This window comes from Cellulomonas sp. P5_E12 (assembly GCF_054049315.1).
Genome location: NZ_JBFUMP010000019.1, coordinates 12,855 through 35,377, shown reverse-complemented (window position 1 = coordinate 35,377; position 22,523 = coordinate 12,855). Strand labels below are relative to the sequence as shown.

Annotated in this window: 28 protein-coding genes; 20 read left to right on the top strand and 8 right to left on the bottom strand. The window is 72.4% G+C overall.

What is annotated here, in order from left to right; genetic code table 11:
- Window positions 1-342: an ArsR/SmtB family transcription factor gene (locus ACXJKA_RS15610; RefSeq protein ID WP_456826132.1), complete on the bottom strand. Its 342-nt coding sequence runs from the start codon at window positions 340-342 to the stop codon at window positions 1-3.
- Window positions 339-797, bottom strand: a complete 459-nt coding sequence (locus ACXJKA_RS15605; protein WP_456826131.1) for an SRPBCC family protein — start codon at window positions 795-797, stop codon at window positions 339-341. The genes ACXJKA_RS15610 and ACXJKA_RS15605 overlap by 4 nt, the downstream gene beginning before the upstream one ends.
- Before the next feature lie 334 nt (window positions 798-1,131).
- Here ACXJKA_RS15605 and ACXJKA_RS15600 point away from each other — a divergent pair, with 334 nt between their 5' ends.
- Complete coding sequence (locus tag ACXJKA_RS15600; RefSeq protein ID WP_456826130.1) at window positions 1,132-1,626, top strand: FBP domain-containing protein; 495 nt, start codon at window positions 1,132-1,134, stop codon at window positions 1,624-1,626.
- A gap of 6 nt (window positions 1,627-1,632) precedes the next feature.
- Here the strand turns inward: ACXJKA_RS15600 and ACXJKA_RS15595 are convergent, their stop codons facing one another.
- Window positions 1,633-2,400 carry a methyltransferase domain-containing protein gene (locus tag ACXJKA_RS15595; RefSeq protein WP_456826129.1) on the bottom strand — a complete coding sequence of 256 codons (768 nt, stop codon included), beginning with the start codon at window positions 2,398-2,400 and terminating at the stop codon, window positions 1,633-1,635.
- 43 nt (window positions 2,401-2,443) lie between these two features.
- Entirely contained in the window at window positions 2,444-3,154 is a 711-nt protein-coding gene (gene pdxH, locus ACXJKA_RS15590; protein WP_456826151.1) for a pyridoxamine 5'-phosphate oxidase, read from the bottom strand.
- 67 nt (window positions 3,155-3,221) lie between these two features.
- On the opposite strand from pdxH, the gene ACXJKA_RS15585 reads away from it, so the two are divergent.
- From ACXJKA_RS15585 to ACXJKA_RS15550, 8 genes are all read left to right on the top strand, one after another.
- Complete coding sequence (locus ACXJKA_RS15585) at window positions 3,222-4,049, top strand: class I SAM-dependent methyltransferase (RefSeq protein WP_456826128.1); 828 nt, start codon at window positions 3,222-3,224, stop codon at window positions 4,047-4,049.
- Window positions 4,050-4,072: 23 nt separating this feature from the next.
- Window positions 4,073-5,074, top strand: a complete 1,002-nt coding sequence (gene glsA / locus ACXJKA_RS15580; protein WP_456826127.1) for a glutaminase A — start codon at window positions 4,073-4,075, stop codon at window positions 5,072-5,074.
- Window positions 5,075-5,145: 71 nt separating this feature from the next.
- Window positions 5,146-5,634 (top strand): NINE protein, encoded by a 489-nt coding sequence (locus ACXJKA_RS15575; RefSeq protein ID WP_456826126.1) that lies wholly within the window; start codon window positions 5,146-5,148, stop codon window positions 5,632-5,634.
- Between the two features lie 34 nt (window positions 5,635-5,668).
- The gene (locus tag ACXJKA_RS15570) at window positions 5,669-6,040 is read left to right on the top strand and encodes a VOC family protein (RefSeq protein ID WP_456826125.1); all 372 of its coding nucleotides are present in this window, start codon (window positions 5,669-5,671) and stop codon (window positions 6,038-6,040) included.
- 65 nt (window positions 6,041-6,105) lie between these two features.
- Complete coding sequence (locus ACXJKA_RS15565) at window positions 6,106-6,696, top strand: carboxymuconolactone decarboxylase family protein (protein ID WP_456826124.1); 591 nt, start codon at window positions 6,106-6,108, stop codon at window positions 6,694-6,696.
- Window positions 6,693-7,589, top strand: coding sequence for an RNA polymerase sigma-70 factor (locus ACXJKA_RS15560; protein ID WP_456826123.1), 897 nt, complete (start codon window positions 6,693-6,695; stop codon window positions 7,587-7,589). Before ACXJKA_RS15565 ends, ACXJKA_RS15560 begins: the two co-directional genes overlap by 4 nt.
- Before the next feature lie 42 nt (window positions 7,590-7,631).
- On the top strand, window positions 7,632-8,033 hold the full coding sequence (locus ACXJKA_RS15555; protein ID WP_456826122.1) for a RidA family protein: 402 nt from the start codon (window positions 7,632-7,634) through the stop codon (window positions 8,031-8,033).
- On the top strand, window positions 8,030-8,428 hold the full coding sequence (locus ACXJKA_RS15550) for a VOC family protein (RefSeq protein ID WP_456826121.1): 399 nt from the start codon (window positions 8,030-8,032) through the stop codon (window positions 8,426-8,428). Before ACXJKA_RS15555 ends, ACXJKA_RS15550 begins: the two co-directional genes overlap by 4 nt.
- On the opposite strand, the gene ACXJKA_RS15545 is transcribed toward ACXJKA_RS15550, so the two are convergent.
- On the bottom strand, window positions 8,425-8,826 hold the full coding sequence (locus ACXJKA_RS15545; RefSeq protein ID WP_456826120.1) for an SRPBCC family protein: 402 nt from the start codon (window positions 8,824-8,826) through the stop codon (window positions 8,425-8,427). The two genes, ACXJKA_RS15550 and ACXJKA_RS15545, sit on opposite strands and share 4 nt — an antisense overlap.
- Window positions 8,827-8,845: 19 nt before the next feature.
- The gene (helR, locus tag ACXJKA_RS15540; protein ID WP_456826119.1) at window positions 8,846-10,993 is read right to left on the bottom strand and encodes an RNA polymerase recycling motor ATPase HelR; all 2,148 of its coding nucleotides are present in this window, start codon (window positions 10,991-10,993) and stop codon (window positions 8,846-8,848) included.
- A 78-nt stretch (window positions 10,994-11,071) separates the two neighbouring features.
- On the opposite strand from helR, the gene ACXJKA_RS15535 reads away from it, so the two are divergent.
- From ACXJKA_RS15535 to ACXJKA_RS15505, 7 genes are all read left to right on the top strand, one after another.
- Window positions 11,072-11,677 (top strand): dihydrofolate reductase family protein, encoded by a 606-nt coding sequence (locus tag ACXJKA_RS15535; protein WP_456826118.1) that lies wholly within the window; start codon window positions 11,072-11,074, stop codon window positions 11,675-11,677.
- An 11-nt stretch (window positions 11,678-11,688) separates the two neighbouring features.
- Window positions 11,689-12,093, top strand: a complete 405-nt coding sequence (locus ACXJKA_RS15530; protein WP_456826117.1) for a VOC family protein — start codon at window positions 11,689-11,691, stop codon at window positions 12,091-12,093.
- Between the two features lie 54 nt (window positions 12,094-12,147).
- Window positions 12,148-12,585: a MarR family winged helix-turn-helix transcriptional regulator gene (locus tag ACXJKA_RS15525; protein WP_456826116.1), complete on the top strand. Its 438-nt coding sequence runs from the start codon at window positions 12,148-12,150 to the stop codon at window positions 12,583-12,585.
- Window positions 12,586-12,677: 92 nt separating this feature from the next.
- On the top strand, window positions 12,678-14,117 hold the full coding sequence (locus ACXJKA_RS15520) for an MATE family efflux transporter (protein WP_456826115.1): 1,440 nt from the start codon (window positions 12,678-12,680) through the stop codon (window positions 14,115-14,117).
- Window positions 14,118-14,160: 43 nt separating this feature from the next.
- Window positions 14,161-14,865: an RraA family protein gene (locus tag ACXJKA_RS15515; RefSeq protein ID WP_456826114.1), complete on the top strand. Its 705-nt coding sequence runs from the start codon at window positions 14,161-14,163 to the stop codon at window positions 14,863-14,865.
- The gene (locus ACXJKA_RS15510; RefSeq protein ID WP_456826113.1) at window positions 14,865-15,188 is read left to right on the top strand and encodes a hypothetical protein; all 324 of its coding nucleotides are present in this window, start codon (window positions 14,865-14,867) and stop codon (window positions 15,186-15,188) included. The genes ACXJKA_RS15515 and ACXJKA_RS15510 overlap by 1 nt, the downstream gene beginning before the upstream one ends.
- 39 nt (window positions 15,189-15,227) lie before the next feature.
- Window positions 15,228-16,007, top strand: a complete 780-nt coding sequence (locus ACXJKA_RS15505; protein ID WP_456826112.1) for an alpha/beta hydrolase fold domain-containing protein — start codon at window positions 15,228-15,230, stop codon at window positions 16,005-16,007.
- Window positions 16,008-16,014: 7 nt separating this feature from the next.
- Here the strand turns inward: ACXJKA_RS15505 and ACXJKA_RS15500 are convergent, their stop codons facing one another.
- Window positions 16,015-17,163, bottom strand: a complete 1,149-nt coding sequence (locus tag ACXJKA_RS15500) for a serine hydrolase domain-containing protein (RefSeq protein WP_456826111.1) — start codon at window positions 17,161-17,163, stop codon at window positions 16,015-16,017.
- Between the two features lie 129 nt (window positions 17,164-17,292).
- Here ACXJKA_RS15500 and ACXJKA_RS15495 point away from each other — a divergent pair, with 129 nt between their 5' ends.
- Both ACXJKA_RS15495 and ACXJKA_RS15490 read left to right on the top strand, forming a co-directional pair.
- Window positions 17,293-17,445, top strand: a complete 153-nt coding sequence (locus ACXJKA_RS15495) for a hypothetical protein (protein WP_456826110.1) — start codon at window positions 17,293-17,295, stop codon at window positions 17,443-17,445.
- Window positions 17,442-19,208, top strand: coding sequence for a glycosyltransferase family 2 protein (locus ACXJKA_RS15490; protein WP_456826109.1), 1,767 nt, complete (start codon window positions 17,442-17,444; stop codon window positions 19,206-19,208). Before ACXJKA_RS15495 ends, ACXJKA_RS15490 begins: the two co-directional genes overlap by 4 nt.
- Here the strand turns inward: ACXJKA_RS15490 and ACXJKA_RS15485 are convergent.
- Window positions 19,195-19,857, bottom strand: a complete 663-nt coding sequence (locus ACXJKA_RS15485) for a hypothetical protein (RefSeq protein WP_456826108.1) — start codon at window positions 19,855-19,857, stop codon at window positions 19,195-19,197. The two genes, ACXJKA_RS15490 and ACXJKA_RS15485, sit on opposite strands and share 14 nt — an antisense overlap.
- Window positions 19,858-20,013: 156 nt before the next feature.
- Here ACXJKA_RS15485 and ACXJKA_RS15480 point away from each other — a divergent pair, with 156 nt between their 5' ends.
- Complete coding sequence (locus tag ACXJKA_RS15480) at window positions 20,014-21,873, top strand: sensor histidine kinase (RefSeq protein WP_456826107.1); 1,860 nt, start codon at window positions 20,014-20,016, stop codon at window positions 21,871-21,873.
- Window positions 21,870-22,511 (top strand): response regulator, encoded by a 642-nt coding sequence (locus tag ACXJKA_RS15475; RefSeq protein ID WP_456826106.1) that lies wholly within the window; start codon window positions 21,870-21,872, stop codon window positions 22,509-22,511. The genes ACXJKA_RS15480 and ACXJKA_RS15475 overlap by 4 nt, the downstream gene beginning before the upstream one ends.
- Window positions 22,512-22,523 lie beyond the last annotated feature (12 nt).

The window sequence follows — 22,523 nt, the reverse complement described above, 5'->3', positions numbered from 1 at the left end:
TCACTCAGGAAGCGTGACGTCCTCGCCGGAGAGGGACTCCGCGATCCGCGCGATCGCCGACAGCCGGCGGTCCCACTCGGCGCCGATCGCCTCGAGCGCCCGCGCCGTCTCGCTCAACCGCGACCCGAGCGCGCGGTACCGGATCTCGCGCCCCGCCCGGACGGGTTCCACCAGGCCGGCGTCGGCCAGCACCGTCAGGTGCTTCGCGATGGCCTGCCGGGACACCGGGAAGCGCGTGGCCAGCGCCGACGCCGACAGCTCCGCTCGGCCCAGCTCCTGCAGGACGGCCCACCGGGTGTCGTCGGCGAGCGCGGCGAACACGGGGACCAGCGTCGCGGTCACGGCGTGGCCTCGACGAACGCGACCAGCTCGTCCAGCTCGCTGGTCCAGCCCTCGCGGTTGGAGTTCATCGCCTCGACGGGGTCGCGGTTGAGCAGTCCGAAGCCGGACTCGACGACGCTGAGCACCGTGGCCTGGCCGTCCGCGACCAGGGTGAACCGGACCAGCGTGGAGTTGTCGGGGCGGATCGGCTCGTCGGGCGTGCCCCACGTGAACGCGAAGACCACGGGCTCGTCGTACTCCTCGATCCGCACGGGGAACTCGCCGTAGTCCGCCCAGCCAAACGTGCCCTCGCCGCCCACGCGCAGGTCGGGCAGCGACGCGGAGGTGCCGAACCACTGGGAGATCAGGTCGTCGCGGGTCAGCGCCGCCCACACCCGCGCGGGAGTCGCCTTGATGTGCACCGTGCGGGTGACGGTGTAGCTCTCCGTGTCGACGACGGCAGGCTGCTGGGTCATGGCGATCCTCTCGGTGACTCACGTTTGATGCAACTAAAGAGTTGCATCGTTGAGGCCGTGGCGCAACTAGACGGTTGCGACTTTGACTCGCGGCCGCCAGAGGCGCACCATCGATGCCGAGCTGTGCCGCGGGACGAGCCCCCGGCCGTCGGATCGGAGCGCATCACGATGCAGCGGGGAAGCGGGGCGGCCGCCCAGGCCTGCTCAGCCGGCGACCGGACGCCCGCCCGGCACGCCTGACGCCTCACGGCGACACCACCGACGTCTGTCGGTGATTCGGCGTGCTTCGGTGGGAATCAGTTCCCCTTCCCACGTCGCACGAGAGCCGAGACCCATGAACCCCCTGACCGAACCCCTGATCCGCGCGTCCTTCGTGAACTGCTCGAAGCGCGAGGCCGCCCAGCTGACCCTGCCCGCCGACCTGGCCGACCTGCGCTGGGACCGCCTCGACTACCTGGGCTGGATCGACCGCAAGGCGCCTCTGCGCGCCTACGTCGTCCTGCCCGTCGAGGACACCCTGGTCGGCGTGACCCTGCGCTCGCCCGAGGGCACCGCCAAGCGCCGCCGCGCGGTCTGCGCCTGGTGCGAGGACGTCATCGCCACCGAGGACGTCTCGATGTACGTCGCCCGCCGCGCCGGCAGCCCGGGCCGCAACGGCGACACCATCGGCACCCTCATCTGCACGAACTTCGTCTGCTCCGCCAACGTCCGGCGCAAGCCGACGATCATCGAGGCCGGGCAGGACCCGGTCGGTGTCGTGCAGCGCCGCATCGAAGGACTGCGCGAGCGGTCCGAGCGGTTCGCGCGCGAGGTGCTGCGGGAGCTCTGACGCCGGCTACGACGTCGTGCGAGCGCGGTGAGGGCCGTCGCCCGGCAGGCGGTAGACCGAGACGTGGGAGCGGGAGTCGGCGGTGAACTCCGCGCCGGACCAGTCGGCGTCCCGGCTCTCCAGCGTGAAGCCGGCCAGCTGGGCCATGAGGTCGAGCTCCGCGGGCCAGATGTACCGGTGCGGAGTGCGGCCCAGGCGGGCGTCGCGGCCGTCCCCGAACCGGAAGTGGTGCGAGACGACGCGCTGGTGCAGGACGTCGTACGTGTCCAGACCGATGTAGCCGGGCTCGGAGAGCCAGACCGTGGCGTCGGTGCCCGGCGGGAGCTTGCGGAGCTCGGGGACCCAGAGCTCGATGACGAAACGGCCGCCAGGGGTCAGGTGCCGCGCCGCGTTGCGGAAGCAGGCGACCTGCTCCTCCTGCGTGAGCAGGTTGGCGATGGTGTTGAAGACGAGGTAGACGAGGCGGAACTCGCCCGGCGCGACCGCGGTCGCCATGTCGCCGACGACCACGGGGATCGTCGCCTCGTCGACCTTGGTGCGGAGCCGCTCGAGCATCGGCCGGGACAGCTCGATGCCGACGACGGGCACGCCGCGCTCCGCGAGCGGGACGGCGACCCTCCCGGTGCCGATGGCGAGCTCGAGCGCCTGGCCGCCGTCCGCGAGCGCTGCCAGCCGGTCCACGGTCGGCCCCAGGACCTCGGGCGCGAACATGCCGGTGCCGGGGGTGTCGTACTGCAGGGCGGTCTCGGTGTCCCACAGCTGCTCCTGGTCCATCCCGCCGACGATGGCAGCGTGCGCCTGTGCCGTCGACGGGATTTCAGGGCTGGCGGCGGTGCACCGTCCAGGCTGCGGGCGTGCCGAGGTTGCCCTCGGCGACGCGCGTGAACACCAGGCGGTCGTGCAGCCGGTCGCGTCGACCCGCCCACAGCTCGACCTCGTCGCAGTCGATCCGCCAGCCGCCCCAGCCGTCCGGGACGGGCACGTCGTCGGGTGCGCCCGTGTCCGGGTAGAGGACCGCGAACCGCTCGTAGGCCGCGACCAGTGCCGCGCGGTCGGCGATCGGCTGCGACTGGTCCGACGCCCACGCGCTGATCCGCGATCCCCAGGGCCGCGTCGCGAAGTACGCGGCGATCTCGTCGCGACCCACCACGACCGCGCGGCCGCGGAACCGGACCGCGCGGTACATCGCCGGCCACGTCAGCGACGCGGCGACCGACCCGGTCGCGGTGATCTCGCGGCTCTTCGCCGACCCGAGGTCGGTGACGAACCCCGGGCCGCGCTCGTCGAAGAAGCGCATGAGGACGGTGCGCACGTTCGGGCGGCCGTCGGCGTCGACGGTGGCCACCGACAGGGCGGTCGGCTCGGCCACGTCGCCGCGCTCGGCCTGCCGGGCCTCCGCGTCCGCGACCCACAGCCTGACCTGCTCGAGCGGCGTCGCCGCGAGCTGGCTCTCGTCGAGCCCCTCGCCGGCGTACTCCCTGTGCACCACGCGACCGTCCCCGTTCGTCGACTCGTCCGGGGGGACCATACCCACCGGGACCGGCGCCTCCTGATTTCTGGTGCCTCGGCCGTCGGCCTGCGCCTACGGTGACGCGATGGCCGAGGAACCCATCCACCACCACTACGACACCGCCATCGACGAGGACCGGCGCCTCCGCGAGGGGCTGGGCCGACTCGAGCTCGCCCGGGTCCAGGAGATCGTCCGGCGCCACCTGCCGCCTGCGGCGCGCGTGCTCGACGTCGGCGGCGCGACCGGGGTCCACGCCGAGTGGTTGCTCGCCGACGGTCACACGGTGCACCTGGTCGACCTGCTGGAAGGTCACGTCGCCCGAGCGACCGACCGCCTCGGCGAGCACCCACGGTTCACGGCGACCGTCGGTGACGCGCGCACGCTCGAGCTGCCGGACGCGTCCGTCGACGCCGTCCTCCTGCTCGGGCCGCTGTACCACCTCACCGAGCGCGCGGACCGGCTGGCCGTGTGGCGGGAGGCGTCGCGGGTCGTCGTGCCGGGCGGCGTCGTCCTGGCGATGGGGATCTCGCGGTTCGCGTCCCTGTTCGACGGGCTCGCGCAGGCCTACCTCTTCGACCCCGCGTTCCGCGCGATCGTCGCGCAGGACCTGGCCACGGGTGTTCACCAGAACCCGACGGGCGACCCCCGCTGGTTCACCACCGCGTACTTCCACCGACCCGACGAGCTGGCCGCGGAGGCGTCCGAGGTCGGCCTCGACGTCCGGGAGACGGTCGGCGTCGAGGGGATGGCTCACTGGATCAAGTCGCTGGCGCCGGTGTTCGACGAGGGTGCCGACCCGGCCGACCGAGAGGCCGTGCTCGCGGCCGCGCGGGCTGTCGAGGCGGAGCCGAGCCTGCTCGGGCTCAGCTCCCACCTGGTGACCGTTGCCGTCAGGCCGCCCGACGTGGGCTGACGAGGTGTGCTGGTATGTGCCCTGTGAGCGACGACTTCCACGACCCTGAGCTGATCTCGACCGGGCACCTGCCGCGAGAGGAGCTCGTGATCCAGCTGATGCAGGACGCGCACGACCGGTACGCGGGTGTCGACGAGGGAGCCGTGGCGGACTACATCCCGGCCCTGGCCGAAGCCGACCCGGCGCTCTTCGGGCTGAGCATCGTCTCGGTGACGGGCGCCTCCCACAGCGTGGGCGACGCGCGGCACGAGTTCTCCATCCAGTCCGTCTCCAAGGCGTTCGTCTACGCGCTCGTCTGCGAGGCGCTCGGGCCGCAGGCCGTGCTCGACGCCATCGGCGTGAACAACACCGGCCTGCCGTTCAACTCGGTGATGGCGCTCGAGCTGAACGCGGGCAGCCCGATGAACCCGCTGGTGAACGCCGGGGCGCTGGCGACGACCAGCCTGGTGCCGGGCGCGACGGCGGACGAGAAGTGGGCGTTCGTGCAGGCCGGGCTCTCGGCGTTCGCCGGCCGCCCGCTCGAGCTCGACGCCGACGTGTACGCCTCCGAGGCGGCGCACAACCGCCGCAACCAGGCCATCGCCCGGCTGCTGGAGAGCTACGGCCGCATCGCCCACGACCCCCTGGAGACCACCGACGTCTACACGCGGCAGTGCTCGCTGCTCGTGTCCGCCCAGGACCTGGCCGTCATGGGTGCGACCCTGGCCGACGGCGGCGTGAACCCGGTCACCGGCGAGCGCGTGGTCGACGCGTCGGTGTGCCGGTACGTGCTCGCCGCCCTCGCCACCAGCGGGCTCTACGAGCGCTCCGGCGAGTGGCTGTTCAGCATCGGGCTGCCCGGGAAGAGCGGGGTCTCCGGCGGGATCGTGACCGTCGCGCCCGGCAAGGGCAGCCTCGCCACGTTCTCGCCGCGGCTCGACGCCGCCGGCAACAGCGTCCGCGGGGGGCTGGCCACGCGCTACCTCTCGGGTGCGCTCGGGCTCAACCTGTTCGCGTCGCGCCCCGAGGTCGAGCCGTCCGCGTAGCGCTGTCGGTCCGGCCGCACCAGGCTTACTCTCGGATGATCCGCCACCGCCCCTGACCCACGGGAGCCCCCGTGACCGACACGATGGACCGCCCGATGCTGCTCGACCTCGACGACGACGTCGAGCGTCCCGTCGTGACGCGGCGCCCGCAGCGGGCACCCGATGCCCCGTTCCAGCCGCTGTCGGCCACCGTCCGCTACCCGCCCGGCCCGGTGCCGGACCTCGAGGACGCGATCCCCGCTCCGCCCTCCGCGCGGGTCCCGTGGGTCCCGCGGCAGCGGCCGCAGCTGAGGCTCCGGCTCCCGGTCTGGCAGCGCTCGCGCGTCGTCGCCGGTCTGCTCGGGGTCTTCCTCGGCGGCCTGGGCCTGCACCGCATGTACCTCGGCTACTGGCGGCGCGGCCTGACCATGCTGGCGATCACGGTGGTCGCCGGGTTCTTCACGCTCGGCCTGGCCGCCCTCGCGATGGGCGTCTGCGGGTTCGTCGAGGGGCTGCTGTACCTGTCGGTGCGGCGCGGGAGGTTCGCCCGGGACGCGCGCGGTCGGCCGCTGCGCGGCTGATCAGACCGACCATGGCGGCTCGACGATGACGAAGATGGTCCCGTACCTGACGGTGCACGACGCGGCGAGCGCGATCGCCTTCTATGCCGCCGCGTTCGGCGCGACCGAGACCGGCGGGCGCGACGAGGACGACGGCCGGATCGGGTTCGTCGCCCTGACGATCGCCGACGACGCGCTCTACCTGTCCGACGAGTTCCCCGAGTTCGGCGCGTACGCGCCCGCGACTCTCGGGCACAGCACCGCCGCGATCGTGCTGGAGGTGGACGACGTCGACGCGGTCTACGCCGCCGCCGTCGCCGCCGGAGCGACCGCCGACCGCGAGCCCGCCGACCAGGGCGACGAACGGCGCGGCTGGCTGGTCGACCCGTTCGGCCACCGCTGGGCGATCCACTCGCCGCTGGGCTGATCCCCCGCTGTCACAGATCCACCTCGGCCGGTGTCTTCATGCCACCAGCACACGAGGAGGACGACATGACCAGCACGACGCGGGTTCCCGCCACGGAGATCACCGGGCTCTACGGGGCCCTGGTGAAGAGGTTCAGCTCGAAGATGTTCGGCAAGGTTCCCGAGGCCCTCGGGGTCATCGGCAACAACCCGACGGTCCTCAAGTTCAGCCTGGGCCTGGGCCAGAAGTCCGCCAGGTGGCACGCCTGCGACGAGGACCTGAAGTCGTACGCCCACATGGCCGCGGCCTCGCTGATCGGCTGCTCGTGGTGCCTCGACCTCGGCTACTTCCAGGCGAACAACGAGGGACTGGACATGACCAAGGCGCAGCAGGTGCCGCGCTGGCGGGAGTCCACGGTGTTCACGCCGCTCGAGCGCGACGTGCTGGAGTACGCGGAGGCCATGTCGCAGACGCCGCCGACCGTCACCGACGAGCTCTCCGCCCGGCTGCTCGACCAGCTGGGCGCGCCGGCCCTGGTCGAGCTCACGTCGTGGGTCGCGCTGGCCAACCTCTACGCGCGGACGAACACCGCCCTCGGCATCTCGGCCGAGGGGTTCGCGGCGTCGTGCGACCTGCCACCCCTGGCCCAGCCGAGCCGCGTAGCGTCGCAGCCATGACCGAGCCCTCGACCGCGCTCCACGACCCGTTCGTCGCGCACCGCAGCCTGCTGTTCACGGTCGCGTACGAGATGCTCGGCTCCGCCGCCGACGCCGAGGACGTCGTGCAGGAGACCTGGCTGCGCTGGGCGGACCTCGCCCGCGCGGCCCGGGCGGAGGTGCGCGACGAGCGGGCGTATCTGGTGCGGATCGTCACCCGGCTGTCGCTCAACCGGATGCGCACGCTGGCGCGGCGGCGCGAGGACTACGTCGGTGAGTGGCTCCCCGAACCCCTGCTGACCAGCCCCGACGTGGCCGAGGACGTCGAGCTGGCCGAGAGCGTCTCGTTCGCGATGCTCACGGTCCTGGAGACCCTCGATCCGACGGGCCGGGCGGTGTTCGTTCTCCGCGAGGTGTTCGACACCCCGTACGACGAGATCGCCGACGCCGTCGGCAAGACTCCCGCCGCCGTGCGCCAGATCGCCCACCGCTCCCGCGAGCACGTCGCCGCGCGACGACCGCGGCAGCAGGTGAGCAAGGCGGAGCAGACGGCGGTCGTCGAGCGGTTCATCGCTGCGATCCGCGACGGCGACCTGCAGGGGCTGCTCGACGTGCTCGCGCCGGACGTGCTCGTGGTGGCCGACGGCGGCGGGGTGGTCAGCGCGACGCTGCGCCCGGTCACCGGTGCCGACAGGGTGGCTGCGTTCCTGGCCGGCCTGGCGACGATCACGGGCGACTTCGTGTCGACGCCCACCTGGGTCAACGGCGGTCCTGCGGCGCAGGTGCACATCGGCGGCGAGCTGAACACGGTGATGAGCCTGGTGATCGAGGAGGGCCGGATCGCCCGTATCTTCGCGGTGCGGAACCCGCTGAAGATGACCCGGCTCTCCACGGAGACCGCGCTCAGCCGGTGAGGTACCGGGTGCGTGTCGGTGGTGCGTGCCACGGTGGACCGCATGGAGATCACACGCCTGCAACCGGCCGGACTGGTCAACAGCCCGGCGTTCAGCCACGTCGTCGTCGTGCCCGCGGGCGCGACGACCATCTACGTCGGCGGCCAGAACGGCGTCGACGACACCGGCGCGATCGTCTCGGACGACGTCGCCGAGCAGTCCGTCCGCACCATCGACAACGTGGAGACCGCGCTCCAGGCCGCGGGCGCCTCGCTCGCCGACGTCCTGCAGTGGACGGTGCTCATCGACGCGGACGCCGACCTCGGTGCCGCGTACGGCGCCATCGCCCCGAGGCTCGCGGTCGACGGACCCCCGCCGCTGGTCACCGCGGCCCGCGTCGCCGGGTTCGGCGTGCCGGGCGCCCTCATCGAGGTGAGCGCGATCGCGGCGGTGCTCCCGACGTGACCGCGTCGGGAGGCCTGCTCGCGGCGGTGGACAGCGTGCAGCTCCCGGTGCCGGACCTCGACTCCGCGCTCGCGTTCTACCGGGACCGGCTGGGGCACCCGCTGGTGTGGAGGACGGGCACGGCCGCCGCGGTCCGGCTTCCCGACGACCGGGCCGAGCTGGTCCTGCAGCTCGAGCGGCCCGAGCTCGAGGTCGACTTCCTCGTGGACTCAGTGCACCAGGCGGTGGGCGAGGTCGTGGCCGCCGGCGGCACGGTCGTCGTGCCTGCGTTCGACATCCCCGTCGGGCGCGCGGCGCGGGTGGCGGACCCGTTCGGCAACGTGCTGACGCTCGTCGACCTCAGCGCCGGACGCTACGTCACCGACGACGAGGGGAACGTCACCGGGCTCGGCTAGACGCCGCCCTCGAGGACGGCCTTGAGCCGGGCGAGGTCGCTGGTCACCAGGGCGGCATCCCGCTCGAGCTCGTCGTCGGTCATGCCGGCGCCGCGGCGCAGGGTGAACACCACCTCGGTGCCCTGGCCGTCCGCGAGCGCCCGCATCGGGACGTACACCGTCTCGCCGGACGGCGTCACCACTTGGTGGTCGAGCACGCCGAACTCGTTCTGCGGGGCGAACGTCACCTGCACGCGACCCTCCGACGTCTCGACGAACCAGGTGTCGCCGTCCTGAGAGATGGACCTGCCGAGGCCGGGCGCCCACACGGGCATGTTGACCGGGTCGGACGCGAACGCGTAGACCTCCGCCACGGGCCGGTCGATGTGGACACTCAGGTGGCGGGAGTCCGACGTCATCCGGCGATGGTGCCACGGGTCAGGCGCTCGCGAGGATCACCAGCTCCTGGGTCGCCCGGGTCATCGCGACGTAGCGGTCGACGGCGCCCTCGATGCCGGTGCCGAACGCCTCGGGGTCCACCAGCACCACCAGGTCGAACTCGAGGCCCTTCGCCAGCTCGGGGGTCAGCGACCGGACGGGGGACGTCCCGACGAAGGTCGGATCGCCGATCACGCAGGCGATACCGGTGGCGTGCGCGTCCTGCCAGGCGTCCAGGATCGCGTTGCGGTCCGTCGCGGAGCCGTGGACGACGGGGACGCCGCTGCCGCGGATCGACGTCGGCACGTTGACGTCCGGGATGGCGGCCCGGATCACCGGCTCCGCCTCCGTCATGACTTCCTCCGGCGTCCGGTAGTTGATGCTCAGCGACGCCAGCTCGATGCGGTCGAGCCCGACGCGCTCGAGCCGCTCCCGCCACGACTCGGTGAACCCGTGCCGGGCCTGGGCTCGGTCGCCGACGATGGTGAGGCTGCGCGACGGGCACCGGCTCAGCAGCATCCGCCACTGCGCGTCGGTGAGCTCCTGGGCCTCGTCGACGACGACGTGCGCGAACGGGCCGGCGAGCGCGTCCGGGTCGGCGGTCGGCAGCCCGGCCTCGTCGACGAGCTTGTCGCGCATGTCGTCCCCGCGCAGCATCTGCATGAGGCGCAGCTCGGTGTCGTCGTTCTCGATCAGGTGGTCGACCACCTGGGTCATGTACTCGCGCTCGGCCGCGAGCGTGGCCTCGTGCCGGCGGCGTCGTCGTGACGCCTCCGGATCCCCGAGGCGCTGCCGCGCGGCGTCGAGGAGCGGCAGGTCCGACACGGTCCAGGCCTGTGCGTCCGCCCGCTGCAGCCGCCGGATCTCGGCAGTCTCGAGCCACGGCGCGCACAGGCGCAGGTAGGCGGGCACCGACCACAGGTCGCCGACGAGGTCGGTCGGCTCGAGCAGCGGCCACGCGCGGTTGAGGGCGGTGTTGAGGTCCTTGTCCCGCAGCAGCGCGCGCCGCAGCTGGTCGCGCTCGATGTCGTCGTCCTCGACCTTGTCCACGAGGATCTCGAGCAGCGCGTCGCGGACCTGGTCACGCGCCTCGTTGTGCGGCGTGCCGGGTTCCGGCGCCTCGAACGCCTCGGCCCAGTCGTCGGCACTCACCCAGACGTCCGCCCACGGGGTCTCGACCTCGAAGCCCTGCGTCGGCGGCTTCTCGTAGAACCGGACGGCCGGCTCGATCGCGGTCACCATGGCCGCGGACGACTTCAGCCGGGCGACCTCCGCATCGGTCTCGACCGCCGCGTCGGCCCCCTCCACGACCAGGTCACGCAGGGTGCACGTCTGCACGCCCTCCTCGCCGAGGCTGGGCAGCACGTCGGAGACGTAGTCCAGGTACGGCTGGTGCGGGCCGACGAACAGCACGCCGCCGCGCCGGTGCCCGAGGCGCGGGTCGGAGTACAAGAGGTAGGCGGTGCGGTGCAGGGCGACGACCGTCTTGCCGGTGCCGGGACCGCCGTCGACGACGAGCGCGCCGCGGGATCCCGCGCGGATGATCGCGTCCTGGTCGGCCTGGATGGTGCCGAGCACGTCGCGCATCCGGTCGGACCGGTCGGTGCCCAGGCTGGCGATGAACGCGGACTGGTCGTCGAGAGCGGCGTTCCCCTCGAACCCGCTCGGGGTGAACACCTCGTCCCAGTAGTCGCTGATCCGCCCGGCGGTCCAGCGGTAGCGGCGGCGGCTGGCCAGCCCCATCGGGTGCGCGTGCGTCGCCCCGAAGAACGGCTCGGCCGCAGGCGAGCGCCAGTCGAGCAGCAGCCGCCGGTCCTCGCGGTCCGTGAGGCCGAGGCGCCCGACGTAGGTGGTCTCGCCGTCCGTGCTGACGATGCGCCCGAGGCACAGGTCGAGCCCGAAGCGCCGCAGGGTGCGCAGGCGCGCGGTGAGCCGGCGGATCTCCTGGTCCCGCTCCACGGCCGCCGTCCCCGAACGCCCGGGGGCCTTGCGCTCGGCGTCGAGGCGGTCCGACAGCTCCGCGATCTGCTGCTCGAGGCTCTCCGCGATGGCCGCGAAGTGCCGCTCGTCGCGGTCGATCAGGGTGGGGTCTGCCTTGGCGGCGAGGCGGTCGGGCAGGTCGAAGGCGCTAGCGGTCTGGCGAGTCACGTCGGAGATTCTGCGACCGCACGGGGGCCTTGCCGCAAGGCCCCCCGCGCGCTATACGTTGAGAAGGAGGAGGACCGCATGGCAGTGATCCTCGACATCACGATCTCCCTCGACGGCTACGTCACCGCCCCGAACGCGGGTCCTGGGAACGGGCTCGGCGACGACGGGCTCGCCCTGCACGAGTGGGCGATCGGCGACCGCACCCCGCAGGACGTCCAGGTGCTCGCCACGGGCGCGGGCGTCACCGGCGCGGTCATCATGGGCCGTCACCTGTTCGACGTGGTCGACGCCCCGGACGGCTGGAACGACGACCGGCACTACGGCGCCGACCAGGGCGACGCCGCCAACCCGCCGCCGTGCTTCGTCGTCACTCACCGCGCCCCGGACCACGTCCGCCTCACCGACCGCATGACCATCGTGACCACGGGCCTCGGCGACGCCCTGGACCAGGCCAGGGCCGCCGCGGGCGACAAGGACGTGGTCATCATGGGCGGCGGGGAGCTCGGCGGCTCGGCCTTGCGCGAGGCCGTCATCGACCGGCTCCACCTGCACGTCGCCCCGCTGGTGCTCGGGGCCGGGACGCCGTTGTTCCACGGCGGACCGCGCCTGACGCTGCGGCTCGACGAGTCGATGACGGTGGTCACGCGCAACGCGGCGCACCTCTACTACGACGTCGTCCGGTGAACGGACGGCCCGTGGAGATCCAGCTGAGCATGCTCGGGGTGATCGTCCGCGACATGCCCGCCGCCCTACGCTTCTACCGGCTGGTGGGGCTCGACATCCCGGCGTCGGGGGACGACAGACCGTTCGTCCTGCACCGCATGGGCAGCGGAGTGACGATCTTCTTCGACACGGTGTTCGCGGCGCGCTACGACCCCGACCACGCCGTGCCCCGCGGGGGCGGGTACCGCTCGCTGTTCGAGTTCTACCTCGGCGACGACGCCGCGGTGGACGCCAAGTACGCCGAGCTCACCGCCGCCGGGTACCACGGGCGGATGGCGCCCGAGCAGACGAGCGGCCCCTACGCCGCGATGGTCGACGACCCCGACGGCAACGTCGTCCTCCTGACGTCCGACGACGCGCTCGCGACCCAGACATGAGCCGTAACAGTTCGGGCTTTGACAGTTTGATCTCAAACAGTTAGAGTTCTGACCATGGACGCACCCCGACTCACCACCACTCTCGACCTGGTCCGCTGGATCGGGTGGGCGCAGATGAAGGCCGGGGAGGACTGGATCCGCGAGCGCGAGCTCAGTCACGCGCAGGCCTTCGTCCTGGGCTATCTGGTCCAGAACCCCGGTGCGATCCAGCGCGACATCGCCGAGGTCTCCCGGACGACCGCGGCGAGCGTCTCGAGCCTCCTGCAGGGGCTCGAGCGCAACGGCCTGGTCGAGCGCCGCACCGAGGCCGGCAACGAGCGCAGCAAGCGCGTCTACGCGACGCCGGAGGGCGCCCAGCTCATCGCCGGCTTCGACACCGCGATGGCCGAGGTCGACGAGTCGATCCTCGCCCCCCTGGACGAGGCCGAGCGCGCCGCTCTGCACGCCCTGCTCACCACCATCACCGCACAGCTTCCGCGACCGACCCGGTAGCCACCGGGCCTCGCGCCCGCCCTTCACCAGACACCCCCGCCTCGCCGGAATCAGTCGGCGTGCGCTCCAGCCTGCCCGGACAAGGAGCAGCCATGACCACCACCGACCTCGAACCCCCCGTGACGGCCGACGCCGTCGGCACCAACCGCTGGTACCTCTCCGCCGCACCGATCGTCCGCGCCCTCGTGCACCTGTGCGTGCCGATGGCCGCCGCGATGATCGTCGGCGCCGTCTACAACCTCATCAACGCCGGCGTCGTCGGCTCGCTCCACGACTCCACCCTGCTCGCCGCGCTCACGCTGGGCGCGCCGATCCTCGGTCTGGTCATGGCGGTCGGCGGCGTGTTCGGCGTCGGCGGCGGCGCTCTCATCTCACGGCTGCTCGGTGCCGCCGAGAACGACCCCGTCCGGGCCGGCGAGATCAAGCGCGTCTCGTCGTTCTCCGTGTGGGGCGCGGTCATCGCCGGCGCCGTCTTCGGAACCCTCGGGCTGCTGTTCCTGGACCCGCTCGTGTCGTTGCTCGGCGCGGACGCCGCGGCCGCGCCCGCCACCCGCGCCTTCGCCGGCGTCATGCTCGCGTTCGTCCCCGTGCTCGCCGCCGCGTTCTGCCTCGAGCAGCTGGTGCGGGCGGAGGGCGCGGCGCGCCAGGTGATGGTCGGGCTCATCGGCTCCACCGTCGCGAACCTCGTCCTCGACATCGTCTTCATCCTCGGCCTGCACTGGGGCGTCGCCGGCGCGGCGCTCTCGATGGGCCTGGCCAACCTCGGCGTCGTCGTCTACTTCGTCGTCTGGCTGCAGCGCCACAGCGAGCACGTCAGCCTCGCCCCGCGGTGGTTCACGCTCTCGCCCGCCGTGCTCAAGCCCGTCTTCGGCGTGGGCATCGGCGAGCTGCTGCAGGCAGGCTTCCTCATCGTCACGTCGCTGGTGCTCAACAACCTCGCGGCCGCGTACGGGGACGGCGCGCTCGCGGCCATGGGCGTCGCGGTCCGCATCGCGCAGATCCCGGAGTTCCTGGTCATGGGCATCACGCTCGGCGTCCTGCCGCTGCTGGCCTACGCGTTCGGCAAGGGCGACCGCGCGCGGCTGATGTCGGCGCTGCGCGTGTCCGCGATCGCGGTCGGCGGCATCACGCTCTTCTTCGCGACGGCGGTCTTCGTCTTCCGCGACCAGGTCTTCTCGGCCTTCGTCGCCGACCCCTCGGTGCTCACCGTCGGCGTCACCATCCTCGCCGCGCAGCTCGTCGCGATGATCGCCAACGGCTTCGCGGGACTGCTCACCTCCCTCTTCCAGGCCACCGGGCGGGCGCTGCCGGCGACGGTCATGTCGATGACGCAGGGCGTCCTGTTCATCCCCGTGGTGCTCCTGGGCAACCTCTGGTTCGGGCTGCCCGGGATCATCTGGGCACTCACGGTGACCGAGGGCGCCGTGCTGGTCGTCGGTGTCGTGATGTGGCTCGCGTCCCGCCGCGCCATCGAGAGGGGCCTCGCCGAGGGCAGCCCGGAGCGCGCCGCGGAGCTGCTCGAGCAGGCCTGACGGCCCCCCCGGACCCCTACCCTGACCTCGAGAGGAGACCGCGATGGATGCCCTGACGCTCCAGACCACGTTCGTCGAGCTGACCACCCCCCACGTCGCGGACGCGTGCCTTCGCCTCGGGGTCGCCGTGCGGTGCGCCCCGCCGCAGCTGCGCCCGGTGTGGGACGGCATCCACGTGATCGGTCGCGCCCAGCCCGTGCGGCACGTCGGGAGCGTCGACGTGTTCCTCGAGGCGCTCGGGCGGGCCGAGCCCGGGGACGTCCTCGTCGTCGACAACGGCGGCCGCCCCGACGAGGCGTGCGTCGGTGACCTGGTCGCCCTCGAGGTGGCTCGTGCGGGTCTGGCCGCCATCGTCATCTGGGGTCTGCATCGCGACACCCCTCAGCTCCGCACGATCGCCCTGCCGGTGCTGAGCCTGGGCGCGTACCCCAACGGACCCGAACGCCTGGACCCTCAGCCCACCGACGCGCTCCACTGGGCTCGGTGCGGCACGCACGTCGTGACCCGCGACGACGTCGTCCTCGCCGACGACGACGGCGTGGTGTTCCTGCCGGCCGCGCGAGCGGCGGAGATCGCCGTGGTCGCCGCCCGGATCCGGGACACCGAGCGCCACCAGGCGGCGCGCATGCTGCTCGGCACGACGCTGCGGGAGCAGACGCGCTTCGACGAGTACCTCGCCGCCCGGGACCGCGACGGGATCACGTTCCGCCAGCACCTGCGTTCCCTCGACGCGGCGATCGAGGAGTGATGTCGCAGGTGGATGCGGTGCGCGGTCTGACGTGGCTCGCGGTCGGAGCTCTGGTCGTCGTGACGCTCACGGCGTGCGGCAGCGCAGGCGACCTCAGCATCCGCAACGACGGCCCGGCCGACGTGACCGTGTCGACCGGGGACGAGGAGGTCACGGTGACCGCGGGCGGCGGCGCCGAGATCCTCGACTACGGATGCACGCCCGGTGACGTCACCGTCGAGTTCGCGACCGGCCCGTCCGTGGTGATCCCGGGGCCGGTGTGCCCGGAACAGGAGATCGTCGTCGGTGACGGAAGCGCCACGCTGGAGCCCGCAGACGAGTAGCACCAGCGGGGGTGTATCGCGTGCTCCACAATCGGGGGCGTGCCCGTCGATGTCGAACGCCTCCGGCGTGACGCCCGCGAGCGCGCGGTCGCCCGGCCGCGCCGCCCGTTCGACGGAGCGATCGACGACCTGACGCACGGCGGGGTCTCGATGCGCCGCTACGTGCCCGACGTCCGCGCGACCGGGTCGGCGGCCGTGTTCCTGCACGGCGGGTACGGCCTGTTCGGGGACCTCGAGCTGCAGGACGGCTACTGCCGCCGGCTCGCCGGGTCTCTGGGCCTCGTCGTGCTGTCGGTGGAGTACCGGCTCGCACCCGAGGCGACGCTCGACGACGCCACGGCGGACGCCCTGGCGGGCCTGGGGCTCCTCGCCGACGACGGGTTCACCCGACTGTTCCTGTGCGGGGACTCCGCCGGCGGGGCGGTGGCGATCCTCGCCGCGGCACGATCGGACGTCGCCCTCACGGGCCTGATGCTGAGCAACCCGAACGTGGACCTGACGCTGGCGACGTACGACGCCGGACGGCGAGGCGGGCCCGACCTCGAGCTGGCCGAGTGGTCGTTCCGCGCGTGGGCGCGGGTGACCGACCTCGCCGACGCCCCGCGGTTGGAGCTCGTGGCCGGGCGCCTGCCCCGCACGGTCGTCGTGGTCGGGACCCTGGACTCGCTGCTGCCCGAGTCGCGCGCGCTCGCCGCCGCTTGCAAGTGCGCCGGTGTCGAGTGCCGCCTCGTCGAGCTGGACGGTGCCGAGCACGGCTTCGTCGGGACCGACCGCGCGGACGAGGCGCTCACCGCGTTCCGGGAATTGACCCGCTCCTGACTCGGACTCAGCGCGTCGCGGCCTCCACGAGCGCCCGGGCCAGCCCGTCGACCTCGGGAGCGATGTTCCCGGCTGCGGCGAACCGTCGTCGGGCGTACCCGAACGCGACTCCGCTCGCGGGGTCCGCGAACGCCTGCGCGCCGGTGGCGCCCGAGTGGCCGAAGGCGGTCGCCCCGAGGAACGGGTACAGCGACTGGGGCCGCTCGAACCCGAGACCGAAGTGGTCAGCCTCGCCGGTGACCAGGTCCGGACCCGGGGTGGCGAGCGCCGAGACGGCGGCCACGGACGACTCGTCCAGCAGCGCGCCGCGTCCGTCCGCGCCGATGGCCGCCGCATACAGACCGGCGAGCCCGCGCGCGCTACCGACCGCGCCCGCCGACGTCGGTCCCAGGCGGCGCACCAGCGGGGCGTTGCCGATCGCGACGATGTCCGTCGGCGGGTCGGCGTCGAGGTTGAACGCGACCGAGATCAGGGTGTCGCGGGCCGGCGTGGCCGCCGCGCGCAGCGCCTGCTCGGCGTCAGTGAGCAGTGCGGGCTGGGCGTCGACGACCGCGCCGTCGAGATCCTCAGGAAGTCCGAGGTACAGGTCGAGGGTCCGCGGCTCACGGATGCGCTGCGCGTAGACGTCCCGCAGCGACAGCCCGGTCTGCCTGCGCACCGCCTCGCCGAGCAGCGCGCCGATCACGAACGCGTGGTACCCGTAGCCCGCCCCCACCGGCCACGCGGGCGCGAGCGGGGCGAGCCGCGCCGCGAGCACCGCGTCGTCGGCGAGCTCCTCGATCCGGAACCGCTCCGGCACTCCGACGAGCCCCGCGCGGTGCGTGAGGAGGTCCCGGACCGTCAAGACGTCCTTGCCGTGCGTGCCGAGCTCAGGCCAGTCGTCGGCGACCCGGCGGTCCAGGTCGAGCACCCCCTCCTGGGCGAGCAGCGCGACCGTCAGGTGCACGGCCCCCTTGCCGGTGGAGTACACGGGCATCAGGGCCTCCACCGGCAGCCCCACGGCGAGGTCGACCACCCGCTCACCGCCCGCGTACGCCGCGAGCTGCGCCTGGAGCCCCGGTTCCCGGGCCGCGGTGGCCGCGAACGCGTCGCGCACCATCTCGAACCCGGGGGCGACCGTGCCCTCCACCTGGACTGCTGCTGTCGTGCTGGTCATCGACAACCTCCCCTGCGACGGACCGCCCCTGCCGGCAGCCCAGCGAGCGGCACGTTACCGACGACCACCGACATACCGGGCGGTAGTCTCCCCAAAGAGGCGGGGGCCGCCTGGTGGGAGGTTCGCGCGATGCCGTTGTGGCTGATCCTGACGCTGGTCGGGGTGGCGCTGGCGATCGGTGGCTTCGCTGGTCTGGGCACGATCCTGCTGTGGGTCGGCCTGGTCCTCGTGGTGTCCGGCCTCGTCGGCACGGTGGTGTCGCTGCGACGGAACAGTCAATGACGCGGCCCCCGGGGCAGGCCTTGCACCGCCGAGCCGCTCGGCTCGGGTGGGCCACTCTCCTGCTCTCGCTGGCCGCAGCGCTGCTGCTGGGATGTGCGATCTGGCTGCTCGCGACGAGCGCCCCGCGGATCGTCCCGGACGCCGACCTCGTCATCGCCATCCTGCCCGTGGACGTCGAGCTGACCGCGCCGCGACCGGTCATCGTCCTCTGCGTGGGCCTGGTCCTGGCGGCGTTCCTGGTCGCGATGGCAGCTCAGCAGACCGTCACCGCCTTGCGCGTCCTGTCCCGTGGTCGCGGCCTCGAGCAGCCGGTGCCCATCGGGACCACGCGGCTGCTGCGTCGCGTCCTCGGAGCCGCGGCCGTGCGGACGCTCGCCCTGGACGACCTGCCGGACTGGCCGCACTCCGCCATTCCGGCCGAGGCCGACGTCGCCGGGCTCGTCGTGCGGTGCACCGTCCTGATCCCCGCGCACGACGAGCAAGCCATCATCGACAAGACCCTCGAGTCCCTGACCCTCCAGCACCGCCCCCCGGACCGGATCATCGTCGTGGCGGACAACTGCACGGACGCGACCGTGCAGATCGCCCGCGCCCGCGGCGTCGAGGTCATCGAGACGGTCGGCAACACGCAGGCCAAGGCCGGTGCGCTCAACCAGGTGCTGGCGCGGTTGCTGCCGACCACCGGCGCGCAGGACGTCGTGCTGGTGATGGACGCCGACTCGACGATCACGCCCGACTTCCTCGAGGTGGCGCTCGGCCTGCTCGACGACGACCCCGACCTGATGGCTGTGGGTGGCCTGTTCTCCGGCGAGGACGGCGGCCGGCTCCTCGGACAGCTGCAGCGCAACGAGTTCACCCGCTACCGGCGCGTGCTGCGCCGCCGCGAGGGTCGCGTCTTCGTCCTGACGGGCACCGCGTCCGTGGTCCGCGCCTACGCCCTGACCGCCGTCGCGGAGGCGAGGGGCTCCCTGATCCCCGGCACGGTCGGGGACGTCTACGACACGCTGGCGATGACGGAGGACAACGAGCTCACCCTGGCGTTGAAGTCGCTCGGGGCCCAGATGACGTCGCCGTCGGAGTGCGGCGTCGTCACGGAGGTCATGCCGACGTGGCGCGACCTGCGCAAGCAGCGCAACCGCTGGCAGCGCGGCGCGCTGGAGAACATCGGCGCGTACGGGATGACGCGCACGACCCTCCACTACTGGTGGCAGCAGGTCGGGCTCGCGTACGGGGTCATCGCGCTCAACTCCTACCTGCTGCTGATGGTGATCGCACTGCTCGCCGCGGACGGGTTCCGTTGGTCGGCGCTATGGACGACGATCGGGCTGATCTTCCTGGTAGAGCGCGTGGTGACCGCGTGGGGGGAGGGGTGGCGTGGTCGGTTGGTGGCGTTCCCGCTGGTGATCGAGCTCGGCTACTCGCTGTTCCTGCAGTCGACGTTCGTGCAGTCGCTCGCGCAGATCGCCACGGGGAAGAAGTCGGGCTGGAACTACGTCCCCCGGCCACCGGCGGCCACGGCGCTCGCCCTGCCGCTGGTGCTCGCCCTGCCGATGCTCCGTCGCTGGAACCCCTTGCCGTCCTCGGTGCTCCAGACGACGTGGTTCGAGGCGCTGAGCCTGTTCGTCGGCGTGAACACGCTGGTCCTCGCGACGGCGAGCCTGCTCCAGCTGCTGCCGCCGATCCGGCGGACCGCGCACCGGTTCCAGGCACGTCGGGCGGCGCGACAAGGTCGGGCCGTCGGCCGCGTGGTCACAGGGAGCTGACGTCGGTCAGCTGCTCGGCCGCGCGCTTGTTGCTCCTGGCCATGACCAGCGACGCAGCGACGAGCCAGAACGGCAGCAGCACGTAGTTGACCAGGCCGCCGGGGGGAATGCCCGCGTTGCCGAGCCCACCGAGAACACCGAGCACGATCGTGAGTCTCGCGAACCACCTCGGGAGGACGGATCCGCGAATGCCGCCCAACCCGGTGGCGATGAAGGCGGCCGCCAGACCGATCCCCATCCCGGCCCAGCCGAAGTAGGCCACGTAGCTCAGCGAGTGCAGCGCCGCGTCGTCGTGGGCGTCGGCGGCTCCGTTGATCAACCCCCAGTTCCACGCCACCATCTGCGAGATGCCCGCGACGGCGACCACCCAGCCGCCGTATGCGACCGTCGAGTAGGTCGCTTCCCGCGCTTCACCTGAGCGCAGGAGACTTCGCACGGAGGTCGCGAAGAACAGGAGTGCGACGCCCATGAGGACGAGGCACCCTTGCGAGGCGAAGTTCAGGGCCAGGTTGTCGTGAATGACCGCCGTGGTCGCCGTGCCGGGGGTGTCCTTGGACGTGGTCCGCTGCAGGACGGACTGACCGATCCAGCAGGCACCGGCGACCGCGCCGCTCCACGGCAGGAGTCTGTCGAACGTCGTGCGAGGCATCATGTGCTCCCTGTTCGCGGAGGGACCTCGTGCCCCTCGACGCCTCGACGATCACCCGCCCGCCGACCCGAGCACACGAGCTTCGCGTCCCGGCTCGACCGGGAACAGTTCCCGGGAGCCCTTCCGGACCGCCCGACCAGGTTGCAGACTCGCCGCATGATCCCCGTCGTCGTACTCGGGGCGGCCACGGTTTCTGTTCTCGTCGGAACCGTGGTGCTGCTGCGTCCAGCCCCGCGACGGATCGGTTGGCTGCTGGTGGCGCACGGCGTCTGCTTCGGCGCCGTGCTCATCGAGGAAGGCACCGGCACCTCGCGCGCCGCGACGGCCGCCGATCAGCTCGCGTCGGGCGCCTGGGTGTTCCTCTTCCTCTGGTTGGTCCTCGTCGCCTACCTGGTGCCCGACGGTCACAGCCCGTCGCCGGGCTGGCGCCGATTCATGCTCGTCGGGCTGGCCGGGGTGGCGGCGTTCCTGGTGGGTTCCGCAGGCGACGTGACGGGCTTCCGGGAGGCGCACGGCGGCGCCGACCCGCCGCTCACCTGGCTGCCGACGCCTGTCTCGGCCGTCCTCGGCGTGATCGGCCTGCTCCTCACGGTCATGCTGTTCGTCGGGTCCGTGCTCGCGGTGCGTTCCCGGCTGCGTCGATCCTCCGGGCGGGCCCGGCTACAGCTGTTGTGGCTCGTCTGGGGCGCGACGAGCGTGCCGCTCGCGCTCGCGCTCGTCTGGGTGGGGCACTTCACGCTCCGGGACAACCCGTGGGTGGTCAGTCTCGCGATCGCTCTGCCGGGGATCGCCGTCCCCGTGACGATCGGGATCGCGATCCTGCGCTATCAGCTCTTCGACATCGAGCTGGTCCTCAGCCGGACACTGACCTTCGGCACCCTGGTCACCGGCGTCGTCGCCGTCTACGCGCTCTTCCTGGCGGGCGCCGAGCAGCTGTTCGGAGGCAGCGCCGTGGGTGGCGCGGTCGCGGTCGCCGTCGTCGCGGTGGCGATGCAGCCCGCGTACACGACGGTGCACCGTCGGATCGAGCGCTGGGTCTACGGCCAGCGCTCCGACCCGGCCGCGGCGTTGCGAAGCCTCGGCGCAAGCCTGGAGTCAGCAGATCCGCTCCACGTGGTCGAGGCGATCACGGCATCGGTCGGCGAGGGACTCAAGGTAGACCGGGTCTGGCTGACAGCACCCGGCCACGAGTCCCCCGATGACCCCCGGATCGTTCGCGTCCCCCTCAGCCACCGCGGCGAGCACGTCGGCGAGCTGGCCGTGGAGGTGCCTCCCGGTCGCCGCCTCTCGTCGGCGGACACCGCGCTGCTCCACGACCTGGCGCGCTACGCGGCGGTCACCGTTCGCGCCGCGCACCTCGCCGCGGAGCTCCAGTCCTCGCGCTCGCGGATCGTCACCGCCCGCGAGGAAGAACGCAAGCGGTTGCGACGGGAGCTTCACGACGGTGTCGGGCCGTCCCTCGCCGCCATCCTGCTCAAGCTCGAGGCCGCCCGGTCGCGTCAGGACGTCGTCTCGCGGGACGCCCTCCTGACCGAGATCCGCGACGAGACCAAGGCGGCGATCACCGAGGTCCGCCGCGCGGTCGACGAGCTGCGCCCACCGGCCATCGACGAGGTGGGACTGTCCGGGGCGATCCGCCAGCGCGCCGCATCGCTGTCGACCCACTCGCTCGTGTTCGAGGTCGACAGCCCGTCCACGCTGCCCTCGATCCCGGCGGCTGTCGAGGTCGCCGCGTTCCGGATCGCGTCCGAGGCCATGACCAATGTCGCCAAGCACTCCGGCGCCACCCGCTGCAGAGTTGAGCTCGTGCTCGACGGGACGCTCGAGCTCAGGATCTCGGACAACGGTCACGGCAAAGACCGGCAGTCCGGCCACGGGGTCGGCTGGCTCTCGATGACCGAGCGGGCGGCCGAGCTTGGTGGAGCATGCACGATCGCGGATCGTCCGGAAGGCGGCCTGGTGGTGCGCGCCGTGCTGCCGCTGCACGAAGGCATCGCCCTCGGGGTCGTCGGATGATCCGCGTCCTCGTTGCCGACGATCACCCGGCCTTCCGGCGAGGGCTCGAGCTCATGCTGGTCGAGTGCGACGACCTCGACGTCGTCGGCATGGCCGAGACGGGTTCGCGGGCCGTGGAGCTGGCCGGGTCGCTCCACCCGGACGTGGTCCTCATGGACCTGCGCATGCCGGATCTCGACGGCATCGAGGCGACCCGCCGCATCAACCGGAGCACTCCGGCACCCGCCGTCGTCGTGCTCACGATGTTCGAGGACGACGACTCCGTGTTCGCCGCCATGCGCGCCGGCGCGCACGGCTACCTCCTCAAGGGCGCCGACCAGGAGGAGATCGTCCGAGCGATACGCGCGGCGGCCGCGGGCGAGGCCATCTTCGGCCCTGAGATCGCCGTCCGGGTGGTCAACCACTTCGCACTCGGGGGCGGCTCGACCGCGACGACGTTTCCTTCGCTCACCGAGCGCGAGCGGGAGGTGCTCGAGATGATCGCCGCCGGAAAGGGCAACGCCACCATCGCGCACGAGCTGCTGATCAGCCTCAAGACGGTGCGCAACCACGTCTCGAACATCTTCACGAAGCTGCAGGTCCCCGACCGCTCCGGGGCGATCGTGAAGGCGCGAAAGGCGGGGCTCGGGGGCGTCTGACGTGCAATTCGG

Excerpts from the sequence above, each read along its gene's own strand:
- ACXJKA_RS15605 (WP_456826131.1), bottom strand. The coding sequence starts at position 797 with ATGACCCAGCAGCCTGCCGTCGTCGACACGGAGAGCTACACCGTCACC.
- ACXJKA_RS15600 (WP_456826130.1), top strand. The coding sequence starts at position 1,132 with ATGAACCCCCTGACCGAACCCCTGATCCGCGCGTCCTTCGTGAACTGC.
- ACXJKA_RS15595 (WP_456826129.1), bottom strand. The coding sequence starts at position 2,400 with ATGGACCAGGAGCAGCTGTGGGACACCGAGACCGCCCTGCAGTACGAC.
- pdxH (WP_456826151.1), bottom strand. The coding sequence starts at position 3,154 with ATGGTCCCCCCGGACGAGTCGACGAACGGGGACGGTCGCGTGGTGCAC.
- ACXJKA_RS15585 (WP_456826128.1), top strand. The coding sequence starts at position 3,222 with ATGGCCGAGGAACCCATCCACCACCACTACGACACCGCCATCGACGAG.
- ACXJKA_RS15570 (WP_456826125.1), top strand. The coding sequence starts at position 5,669 with ATGGTCCCGTACCTGACGGTGCACGACGCGGCGAGCGCGATCGCCTTC.
- ACXJKA_RS15565 (WP_456826124.1), top strand. The coding sequence starts at position 6,106 with ATGACCAGCACGACGCGGGTTCCCGCCACGGAGATCACCGGGCTCTAC.
- ACXJKA_RS15560 (WP_456826123.1), top strand. The coding sequence starts at position 6,693 with ATGACCGAGCCCTCGACCGCGCTCCACGACCCGTTCGTCGCGCACCGC.
- ACXJKA_RS15555 (WP_456826122.1), top strand. The coding sequence starts at position 7,632 with ATGGAGATCACACGCCTGCAACCGGCCGGACTGGTCAACAGCCCGGCG.
- ACXJKA_RS15545 (WP_456826120.1), bottom strand. The coding sequence starts at position 8,826 with ATGACGTCGGACTCCCGCCACCTGAGTGTCCACATCGACCGGCCCGTG.
- ACXJKA_RS15535 (WP_456826118.1), top strand. The coding sequence starts at position 11,072 with ATGGCAGTGATCCTCGACATCACGATCTCCCTCGACGGCTACGTCACC.
- ACXJKA_RS15525 (WP_456826116.1), top strand. The coding sequence starts at position 12,148 with ATGGACGCACCCCGACTCACCACCACTCTCGACCTGGTCCGCTGGATC.
- ACXJKA_RS15520 (WP_456826115.1), top strand. The coding sequence starts at position 12,678 with ATGACCACCACCGACCTCGAACCCCCCGTGACGGCCGACGCCGTCGGC.
- ACXJKA_RS15515 (WP_456826114.1), top strand. The coding sequence starts at position 14,161 with ATGGATGCCCTGACGCTCCAGACCACGTTCGTCGAGCTGACCACCCCC.
- ACXJKA_RS15510 (WP_456826113.1), top strand. The coding sequence starts at position 14,865 with ATGTCGCAGGTGGATGCGGTGCGCGGTCTGACGTGGCTCGCGGTCGGA.
- ACXJKA_RS15500 (WP_456826111.1), bottom strand. The coding sequence starts at position 17,163 with ATGACCAGCACGACAGCAGCAGTCCAGGTGGAGGGCACGGTCGCCCCC.
- ACXJKA_RS15495 (WP_456826110.1), top strand. The coding sequence starts at position 17,293 with ATGCCGTTGTGGCTGATCCTGACGCTGGTCGGGGTGGCGCTGGCGATC.
- ACXJKA_RS15490 (WP_456826109.1), top strand. The coding sequence starts at position 17,442 with ATGACGCGGCCCCCGGGGCAGGCCTTGCACCGCCGAGCCGCTCGGCTC.
- ACXJKA_RS15485 (WP_456826108.1), bottom strand. The coding sequence starts at position 19,857 with ATGCCTCGCACGACGTTCGACAGACTCCTGCCGTGGAGCGGCGCGGTC.
- ACXJKA_RS15480 (WP_456826107.1), top strand. The coding sequence starts at position 20,014 with ATGATCCCCGTCGTCGTACTCGGGGCGGCCACGGTTTCTGTTCTCGTC.
- ACXJKA_RS15475 (WP_456826106.1), top strand. The coding sequence starts at position 21,870 with ATGATCCGCGTCCTCGTTGCCGACGATCACCCGGCCTTCCGGCGAGGG.